At 33.7% G+C, this 10,235-nt stretch carries 10 protein-coding genes; all 10 read left to right on the forward strand.

Features of this window, described 5'->3' with window-relative positions:
• The first annotated feature begins 49 nt into the window (after window positions 1-49).
• A complete protein-coding gene (gene dnaA, locus ACOX6R_RS05685; RefSeq protein ID WP_433448176.1) occupies window positions 50-1,399 on the forward strand; it encodes a chromosomal replication initiator protein DnaA in 1,350 nt (449 codons plus the stop codon).
• 144 nt (window positions 1,400-1,543) lie between these two features.
• The gene (dnaN, locus tag ACOX6R_RS05690) at window positions 1,544-2,638 is read left to right on the forward strand and encodes a DNA polymerase III subunit beta (RefSeq protein WP_433448178.1); all 1,095 of its coding nucleotides are present in this window, start codon (window positions 1,544-1,546) and stop codon (window positions 2,636-2,638) included.
• Between the two features lies 1 nt (window position 2,639).
• Window positions 2,640-2,858, forward strand: a complete 219-nt coding sequence (locus ACOX6R_RS05695) for an RNA-binding S4 domain-containing protein (RefSeq protein WP_433448180.1) — start codon at window positions 2,640-2,642, stop codon at window positions 2,856-2,858.
• A complete protein-coding gene (gene recF, locus ACOX6R_RS05700; protein ID WP_433448182.1) occupies window positions 2,855-3,931 on the forward strand; it encodes a DNA replication/repair protein RecF in 1,077 nt (358 codons plus the stop codon). Before ACOX6R_RS05695 ends, recF begins: the two co-directional genes overlap by 4 nt.
• Window positions 3,932-3,943: 12 nt before the next feature.
• The gene (gene gyrB, locus ACOX6R_RS05705) at window positions 3,944-5,857 is read left to right on the forward strand and encodes a DNA topoisomerase (ATP-hydrolyzing) subunit B (protein ID WP_433448184.1); all 1,914 of its coding nucleotides are present in this window, start codon (window positions 3,944-3,946) and stop codon (window positions 5,855-5,857) included.
• A gap of 14 nt (window positions 5,858-5,871) precedes the next feature.
• Window positions 5,872-8,301: a DNA gyrase subunit A gene (gyrA, locus tag ACOX6R_RS05710; RefSeq protein ID WP_433448186.1), complete on the forward strand. Its 2,430-nt coding sequence runs from the start codon at window positions 5,872-5,874 to the stop codon at window positions 8,299-8,301.
• 10 nt (window positions 8,302-8,311) lie between these two features.
• Window positions 8,312-8,623, forward strand: a complete 312-nt coding sequence (locus tag ACOX6R_RS05715) for an STAS domain-containing protein (RefSeq protein WP_433448188.1) — start codon at window positions 8,312-8,314, stop codon at window positions 8,621-8,623.
• A gap of 1 nt (window position 8,624) precedes the next feature.
• Window positions 8,625-8,972 (forward strand): anti-sigma factor, encoded by a 348-nt coding sequence (locus ACOX6R_RS05720; RefSeq protein ID WP_433448189.1) that lies wholly within the window; start codon window positions 8,625-8,627, stop codon window positions 8,970-8,972.
• A 7-nt stretch (window positions 8,973-8,979) separates the two neighbouring features.
• A complete protein-coding gene (locus ACOX6R_RS05725) occupies window positions 8,980-9,765 on the forward strand; it encodes a SigB/SigF/SigG family RNA polymerase sigma factor (protein WP_433448191.1) in 786 nt (261 codons plus the stop codon).
• Window positions 9,766-10,235, forward strand: a 470-nt coding sequence (locus tag ACOX6R_RS05730; RefSeq protein WP_433448193.1) for a hypothetical protein, incomplete at its 3' end; no start/stop codon positions are given. It lies immediately after the preceding gene.

The raw sequence follows: 10,235 nt of genomic DNA on the forward strand, positions 1-10,235 counted from the left end.
TACATAATAATTTTTAAACATTCAATAAATTGTGAATAAAGGAGGAAATATGGATCCAAAACTTTCCACTATGTGGGAATCTTTTTTACAACAATTAGAAAAAAAATCCATGTCTCAGGTTACTTATTCTACTTGGTTTTCTAGAATGCTGCCTAAAACAGTAGACTATGACAATAAAAGTATAATAATTACAGTTCCTTCCCAGTTTATCAGAGATTATCTTGCAAATAATAAAAGACATTTTGACCTTGTGGTATCAGCTCTTAAAGATGTAACGGGCATTGATTTTGACGTTACAATCATATCTGAGGCAGAGGCCGAAAACATGACACCAGGCTCCTTTGCCAATCAGTCTTTATTAAATTCAACTAGACTAAATCCTAAATATACTTTTGAAACTTTTGTAGTTGGAAAGAGCAACGAGTTTGCTCACGCTGCGGCACTTGCAGCTGCAGAAAATTACGAAAATCCAAGAAACGCCTTCTCAAACCCACTATTTATATATGGTGGCGTTGGACTGGGAAAGACTCACTTAATGCAGGCAATAGGCCACTTTGTACTGCAGCAAGATCCAACTAAAAAGATTCTTTATGTAACCAGTGAGCAGTTTACAAACGAACTTATAAATTCAATTCAAACTAATAAAAACGAGGAATTTAGGCACAAATACAGAAAAGTTGATTTGCTATTAATCGATGATATTCAGTTTATCGCCAACAAGGACAGGACTCAGGAGGAATTTTTCCATACTTTTAACGAGCTTCATGAACAAAATAAGCAAATAGTTCTAACATCAGATAAACCTCCAAAGGAGATAAAATCACTGGAAGAGAGATTGGTATCTAGGTTTGCATGGGGACTTGTAGTAGATATTTCTGCACCAGATCTTGAAACAAGGATTGCAATACTAAGAAATAAGGCAGACTCCGAGGGCTTTGATGTGTCTGATGATGTAATTAACTTTATTGCAGAAAATGTAAGAAGTAACATCAGGGAGCTTGAAGGCGCACTTTCAAAGGTTATGGCATACTCAAAGCTTACTGATTCAGATATTTCAGTGGACTCTGCTGCCATTGTCTTAAAAGATATTTACGAAAGCAAAGAAAAGAAAAAGATTACTGGAGAATACATTAAATCTGTCGTTTGTAAAAAATACGACATTTCAATAGATGATTTAAATTCAAAGAAGAGAACTAAGGCAATAGCATATCCAAGGCAAATAGCCATGTATATCACAAGAGAACTTACAGATCTATCTCTTCCAAAAATAGGCGATGTGTTTGGAGGACGCGATCACTCAACTGTAATTCACGCCTACGACAAAATAGAAAAAGATATGGAAAATGATCCAGTATTTAAAATAGAAGTAACTAACCTAATAAAAGAAATTAAGTCATAGTGGATAACTTTTTAAATTTCTAAAACTTATCCACATTCTATCAATATTAATAAGTTCACATTATTAATATTTAGAGGAACTTATCAACAAATTAACAGGTCCTACTATTATTACTATTTAATATACTATTTTCTAGGAGGAAAAATGAAAATACGCATAAATAGAAAAGAACTGGCTAAACATATTCAAATAGTACAAAAGGCAATTTCTGCTAGAACAACTATGCAAATATTAGAAGGAATTAAACTTATTGCAGAAAATAATACACTTACTCTTTTAGCAACTGATACAGAAATAAGTATCGAGACAAAATGTTCATGTATAGTTGAAGAAGAGGGACAAATAGTAATTAATTCTAGACTATTTGGAAATATTGTCAGAAAACTCAACAATGATTTAATAGATATAAATGTAGAAAATTACAATATGAACCTAAGATGTGGCGAATCAATCTTTAATATCAGCGTTCAAAATGCAGAAGATTATCCAGATCTTCCGCGAATAGATGAATATAAAAGCTTGACTCTCACATCGACACAAATAAAAAATACAGTCAGAAAAACTACTTTTGCTGTTTCACAAGACGAAACTAGAATAATATTTACAGGTGTCCTTATGGATATTAAAAAGGACTACATCAACTTCGTCGCACTTGACGGATTTAGAATGGCTATCCAAAAAATAGTAAAAGACTCTGACTTTGAAAACTCAATAATCATTCCATCAAGATCACTTAACGAACTTGTAAAAATTATTGACGACGACTGCGACATAGAAATAATGATTTCTAGAAATAATATAATATTCTCTTTTAATAACACTGTATTTTATTCAACACTTCTAAGTGGCGAATTCTTTAACTACAACGGACTATTAAGAGACAATAACACTATATCTCTTCATGTAGATAGACATGAATTTCAATCAGCAGTAGAGAGAGCTTCACTTTTAGCAAGGGAAGACAGAGCAAATTTAATCAAGTTAAATATAGAAGAAAATTTAATCGAAATAAAAAGTAACTCAGAAATTGGAGATGTATTTGAAAAGGTTAAAACATCAGATGTAAGTGAGAGCCTTAGAATTGCATTTAACTCAAAATACATCTTAGACGGACTAAAGATTCTAGAAGAAGATGACATAATTTTAAACTTCACAGACTCAGTAAATCCTCTAATAATAACTGAAAGAGAAAACGACTCATATATTTATTTAGTTTTACCTGTAAGATTGGCGGGATAATATGGAAAGACAAATTGTTAAAATCGACGATGAATTTATAAAACTCGATTCACTATTAAAATTCTCAGGTCTTTGTGACACTGGCGGACTTGCCAAAAGTGTAATTAAAGACGGACTGGTAAAGGTAAATGGCGAAGTAGAAACGAGACGAGGAAAAAAACTCTATCCAGGCGATGAAATTTTATTTAACGATATAACTGTTGTAATTGGTGAAAAATGAAACTGGAGTTTCTAAAGCTTCTAAATTTTAGAAATTATAAAAACCTTGATTTTACTCCAAGCGAAAACATAAATATACTCTATGGTCTAAATGCTTCGGGAAAGACAAATTTAATCGAGGCAATTTATATGTCCATAAAGGCGACGAGCTTTAAAAATGCAAGAGATAATGAGCTTATAAATATTAATGAAAATTCATCTAGCATTATCTCAAGATATACAAATAAAGACTACAAAGACGACTTTCGCGTGGAGATATTCAAAAACGAGAACAAAAAGTTTTATATTAATGAAGAAAAGGTAAGCGCAAAAGAATATCGCAAATCTAGGTTCTGTGTCATATTTAGTCCAAACGACCTAAATATGATAAAATATTCACCGGGCAATAGAAGAAGATTTTTGGACGATATGCTCTCAAATGTTGAACCATCATACGATTTTTATTATCAGAGATACAGAAAAATTTTATTTGAGAGAAATAAACTCTTAAAAATAAAGATGGACGAGAATCTTTTAAATATTTACGATCAAGAAATTGCAAATGTGGGCACAAAAATCATAATAATGAGGCTTCGTGCCATCAAAAAGTTAAACGAATTTGCAAAGTATCACTACAAAAATATATCGGGAGACGATTTAAATATAACTTATCTATCGACAGTTCCAATAGTTCTTGATGAAGATGAGCTAAGAGCGCATTATCTCAAACTTTTAAAGAGGACTTTTGTAGTGGATCTCGAGAAAAAATACACGACTATCGGACCACATAGAGATGATCTGGATTTTAAAATAAACAAACTTTCATCGAAGGTATATGGATCTCAAGGTGAGCAGAGAAGTATAGTACTGAGTTTAAAATTATCAGAGACAGATTTAATCAAAAGTTTATACAATGAATATCCAATACTTCTATTAGATGATGTATTTTCGGAGATGGACTTTAATAGAAGAAGATACTTTTTATATTCATTAAAAAACACACAGACATTTATAACGACGACAGAAATAAATAAATATTTACAAAGTATAGATGCTGAATTTTTCCAAATCAATAATGGAAGAATTTTAGTATAGTTAGGAGAAGATATGGCAAATACTAAAAGGCATTATGGTGCCAGTGACATTCAGGTCTTAAAGGGTCTTGAGCCTGTAAGAAAAAGACCGGGGATGTACATTGGATCCACAGGAGAAAAAGGTCTGCACCATTTAGTTTATGAAGTTGTAGATAACTCAATAGACGAGGCACTTGCCGGAATATGTGACCACATAATTATCAGAATAAACAAAGATGGATTCGTTGAAATTTCAGATAACGGTTCAGGTATTCCAGTAGAAAAACACCCAGAAACTGGCAAGTCCACAGTGGAAACTGTACTTACAATACTCCACGCCGGAGGAAAGTTTGACAACGGAGCTTACAAAGTTAGTGGTGGTCTACACGGCGTTGGTGTTTCTGTAGTAAACGCATTATCTACAAAACTTGTTGCTACAGTTAAAAGGGACGGAAAAGTTTACAGACAAGAATTTTCAAGAGGACACGCAATGTCTGAACTTAAAGTTATTGGAGATGTAGATAAGTCTGAAACTGGAACGACAATCTATTTTGAACCGGACCCAGAAATTTTTGAAACTGTAGAATTCTCATTTGAAACTCTTTCAAAGAGATTTAGAGAAATGGCCTTTTTAAATAAGGGCATAAAAATCGAATTTATCGACGAAAGACACGATAAACAAGAAGTATATCACTACGAAGGCGGAATAAAATCTTTCGTAGAATATATTAACGCGAAGAAAAAACCAATTCACGACGAAATAATTTATATAGAAGAAGTAAAAGAAGAAACTGCAATAGAAATCGCACTTCAATACACAGAATCATATAGCGAAGTAGTTTTAACTTTTGCCAACAATATAAATACAGAAGAGGGCGGAACTCATCTATCAGGATTTAGATCTGCTCTTACTCGTACGCTAAATGACTACGGACGAAAGAACAATATAATAAAGGAAAAAGAAGAAAACTTATCTGGTGAAGACGTGCGTGAAGGTCTTACTGCAGTAATAAGTGTAAAGCTTCCAGATCCACAGTTCGAGGGACAAACTAAGGCAAAACTTGGAAACTCCGAGACAAGGGGAGTTGTTGACTCAGTCCTATCAGAGGATCTTGCAGTATTCTTAGAAGAAAATCCAAAAGTTGGAAAGAAGATTCTAGATAAGGCACTTTCAGCAAGAAGGGCAAGAGAAGCCGCAAGAAAAGCAAGAGACTTAACTAGAAAGAAAAATACACTAGAGAGCATGACTCTTCCAGGAAAGCTTGCAGACTGCCAAAATGACGACCCAGAAAGAAACGAAATCTTTATAGTCGAAGGTAATTCCGCCGGAGGTTCTGCAAAAGACGGACGTGATTCAAACTACCAAGCAATTTTGCCACTTAGAGGTAAAATCATGAATGTCGAAAAGGCAAGGCTCGATAGAATTTTAAATTCGACAGAAATAAGAGCCATGATTACTGCCTTTGGAACTGGAATTGGCGAAGAGTTTGACATTTCAAAATTAAGATACAATAAAATTATAATCATGACCGATGCCGACGTAGACGGTGCCCACATTATGACTCTACTTTTGACATTCTTCTTTAGATACATGAGACCACTTATTGAAGAGGGACATGTATATGTGGCACAAGCACCTCTATATGGTATCGAAAAGGGCAACAAGATTCTTAGATATTGTCACAACGAAAAGGAATTAAAACTTGCCCTAGAAAGCTACAAAGGCGAAAATGTAAAAATCAAGAGATACAAAGGTCTTGGGGAAATGAACTACGAACAGCTTTGGGAAACAACAATGAACCCAGACAACAGACTTCTTCTAAGAGTAAATATAGATGATTTACAAATAGCAGATGATACATTTGATATGCTTATGGGCCAAGAAGTAGAGCCAAGACGTGAATTTATCTCAGAAAATGCAGAATATGCAGATTTCGTTGACGCATAAGCTAGGAGGAACTAATGACAGAAGATAAATTTGTAGAATCAGGAATATTAGATGTTGATATTAACCACAAGATGAGATCATCTTATCTTGATTATTCCATGTCTGTAATAGTTGCCAGAGCTCTTCCAGATGTTCGTGACGGACTAAAACCTGTTCACAGAAGAATTTTATACGGAATGCAAGGACTTGGACTTACATCAGGCAGCGGATACAGAAAATCTGCAAGACTTGTTGGGGATGTAATGGGTAAATATCACCCTCACGGTGACTCCTCAATTTATGAAGCAACAGTAAGACTTGCACAAAGCTTTAATACAAGATATCCACTAGTAGATGGACAAGGAAACTTTGGTAATATTGACGGTGACGATGCAGCGGCAATGCGTTATACAGAAGTTAAGATGACAAAACTTGCCGAAGAGATGCTAAGAGACATCAATAAGGACACAGTAGATTTTCAACCAAACTTCGACGAAAACGAGATGGAGCCCGTAATACTTCCATCAAGATTTCCAAACTTACTTGTAAATGGATCAAGTGGTATCGCCGTAGGGATGGCGACAAATATGGCGCCACACAATATGAACGAGGCAATTGATGGAATAATTGCATATATCGACGACGATAATATTTCAATAGATGAATTAAACGAAATAATAAAGGGACCTGACTTTCCAACGGGAGCTCAAATCATGGGGACTGACGGAATCAAAAAGGCCTACAAGACTGGTAGAGGAAAGATAACTGTAAGGGCAGTTGCCGAAATAGAAAACTTAACTAAACAGAGACAACAAATAATAATTACAGAGCTTCCTTACCAAGTAAATAAATCAAACTTAATAATAAAAATTGCAGAACTTGCAAAAAATAAAGTCATTGAGGGAATTTCAAACATAAATGACTCTTCTAATAGAAATGGAATTAAGATTGTAATCGACTTAAAAAGAGATGCAAATGCAAATGTAGTTTTAAATAAACTGTACAGAAATACACAAATGCAGATAACATTTGGTATCATAAACCTTGCACTTGTAAATGGAAAGCCAGAAATCTTAAATCTAAAAGATCTTATTAGACATTATGTAGATCACCAAGTTGAAGTTGTAACTAGAAGGACAAAATTCGACCTAGATAAGGCAGAAAAGAGAGCACACATCGTCGAAGGTTTATTTATTGCACTAGATAATATCGACAGAATTATCCAAATAGTTAGAAATTCCAAAGACGATGACGAGGTAAAAGTTAAATTTAAAAAAGAATTTGACCTAACAGATGCACAGTCTCAGGCAATTCTAGACATGAGAATTAGAAGACTTACTGGACTAGAAAGAGATAGACTTGAGGCAGAGTATGAAAAATTAAAAGAAGACATCAAGAGATTTAGAGAAATTCTTGAAAACAACGACGTCCTTATGAATTTAATTAAAGACGAACTTCTTGAGATTAAAAATAAATATGGAGACCTTAGAAGAACTGTAATATCTCCAAGTGCATCAGAAATTGAAATGAGAGATATAATTAAAAAAGAAGATGTAGTTATAACTCTAACTCAATTTGGTTACATTAAGAGAATGAGCGAGGGCACATACAAACCTCAAAAACGTGGTGGCAGGGGAATTTCTTCTGGCAACATGCGTGAGGATGACTTCGTAAAAGAGCTTTTTGTGACATCGACTCACGATATAATACTATTCTTTACAAACCTTGGAAATGTATTTAGGCTAAATGCTTACGAAATACCGAGAGATTCAAGGACATCAAGAGGTACAGCTCTTGTAAACTTACTTCAGTTGCAACCTGATGAAAGGGTAACATCAATTATTCCTGTAGAAGAATATGATCCAGAAATGAACTTCGTAATGGTTACAAAAAATGGACTAATTAAAAGAACTTCTGCAAAAGAATATAAAAATATCAGAAAATCAGGTATAATAGCAATAAACCTAAATGAAGGTGATAAATTAATAGGAGTACACTTGACTCGCGACGAAGAAGAAATAATTCTTGTGTCCAAGAAGGGAATGTCCATAAGATTTAATGAAGAGCAAGTAAGAAAGAGTGGCAGAAACACAATGGGTGTTAAGGCAATTGAACTTGACGAAGACGACGAACTCGTTTCATCAGATACTATTGACTCACACGACTATCTACTTGTAGTTTCAGAAAATGGTTATGGAAAACTTACAGAACTTTCAAAATACAGGGCACAAAATAGAGCCGGCAAGGGAATCTTGACATATAAGACTACTAAGAAGACTGGCAAAGTTGCAACAGCAAGTGTAGTCGACAAAGAAGATGACGTTATGATTATCGCCGACTCCGGCATAATTATAAGAATTTTAACCGATGATATTTCATTGCAAGGAAGAAACACTTCTGGTGTAAAACTTATGAATCTTAAGGATTCAAAAGTAGTTTCTGTTGCAAAATATATAGGTGACTAGGAGGAATCACATGGATTTTAGACTTGAAACGAAAGACAGTGAAGATTTTTTAATTTTATACCCTATAGGAGAGCTTGATGTTTATAACACCAATGCTTTCAAAGAAAAGGCCCTTAAGCTTTATAATGCGAACAAAAAGGACATACTTTTCGATTGTAAAGATCTAAAATATCTTGACTCGACAGGACTTGGATCTTTGATGTATATATTAAAAAATATTAAAGACAATGGTCACAAAATAGTTATTGAAAACTTGAGCAGTACTATAATGAAGTTATTTAAAATAACTCAACTAGACGAGATATTCGAAATAAGAGGTTAACATGGATGTATTAAAATTTAGTTTGCCAAATGACACCTTGTATTTTTCTACGGCAAGGCTCATGGCTACAGGCATTTTAAGCACTTTAAATAGAGATATCGAAGAAATCGAAGACATTAAGATGGCTCTTACTGAATCTTTAAATATTTGTCTAAACTTAGAAATGGACGAGAATATAGACATTGTATTTGAAATCGATGAAAAATCATTGAAAATAAAAGTTTCACAAATTTCAGAAGAAAAATTAAATTCTTGTGAAAAACTCTCTCTTGCAAGAACTATAATAGACTATCTAATCGATGAGTCTTACTTTGAAGAAAATACTCTAGTATTAGAAAAAAATCTTTAGGTTTATTATGAATTTAAGAGAATATAACGATTTAGACAGAAGGCTTACAAAAGAAGAGAGAAAAGAACTTTTTAACGAGTACTATAAAAATAGAGACCCGGAAATTCGAGATATATTAATCGAGGAACATCTATATATTGCAGAAATTTTGTCCAAAAAATACACAAATAGAGGCATAGATTTTGACGACATATACCAAATAGCATCAATCGGTCTAATATATGCCATAGAAAGATTTGATCCGACAAAGGGATTTGAATTTTCATCCTTTGCAACGCCTACAATAATCGGCGAGATAAAAAAATATTTTAGAGACAATGGTTGGACAATTAGAGTTCCAAGAAGAATTCAGGAACTATCCAAAAAAATTGCAAATGCAACTACAACACTGTCCCAAAAATATCAAAAGACTCCGACAATAAACGACATTGCAGAGTTTTTAAACTCAACTCCAGAAGAGATAATGGAGGCAATGGAGGCATCTAAGGTCTACACACCACAGTCACTTGATGTGACATATGAAAGTGGAAGTGAAAATGAATTTAGCTTAGCAGACTTAATAGGCGAAGATGAAGATTACTTCGATAAAATTGAGTCCAACGACTTTTTCAAAAGAGCCATGGTTGGTCTTGACGATGTAGAGAAAAAAATACTGATGGATAGATATTTTAATAAGAAAACCCAGGTATCAATTGCCAAAGAATTAAATATTTCTCAGATGACTGTATCGCGTATGGAGAAAAAAATCTTGGCAAAGATGAAAAAAGAAATAACAAAAAGCATGGAGATATAAATGAACAGAAGAAAATACCTAGTGGGGCTTCTTAGGATTGTAAATATTTTCGAAATAATAGTTTCAATAATGCTAATTGCAGGAGTAATCTTTGCAGTGCCAGACATATTGAAATATTATGTAGAAATACTTCACTCCGACGAACTTGCCTCCTACGAAATATTTCAACATTTTCTTTCTCATGTACTTCTACTCGTAATTGCTATTGAATTTGTAGTTCTCATGATAGCGCACACAGACACAAATATAATTCACTTAATTTTACTTGTAATATCGAGAAAGATGCTAGTGTACTCAGACACTATGGTAGATTTACTCATTGCAACAATTGCGATCGCAATACTATTTGCAGTAAGAAAGTTTTTAGTAACTGGAATTGCAGAAGACGGAACCATAGAAAACATAACAGAATTCTCAGCCTCAACTCCTATTAACAAACTAAATGCAAAATATGGATTTGACATCAAGGG

It is taken from the genome of Peptoniphilus sp. (assembly GCF_050943655.1).
GTDB lineage: Bacteria > Bacillota > Clostridia > Tissierellales > Peptoniphilaceae > Peptoniphilus_A.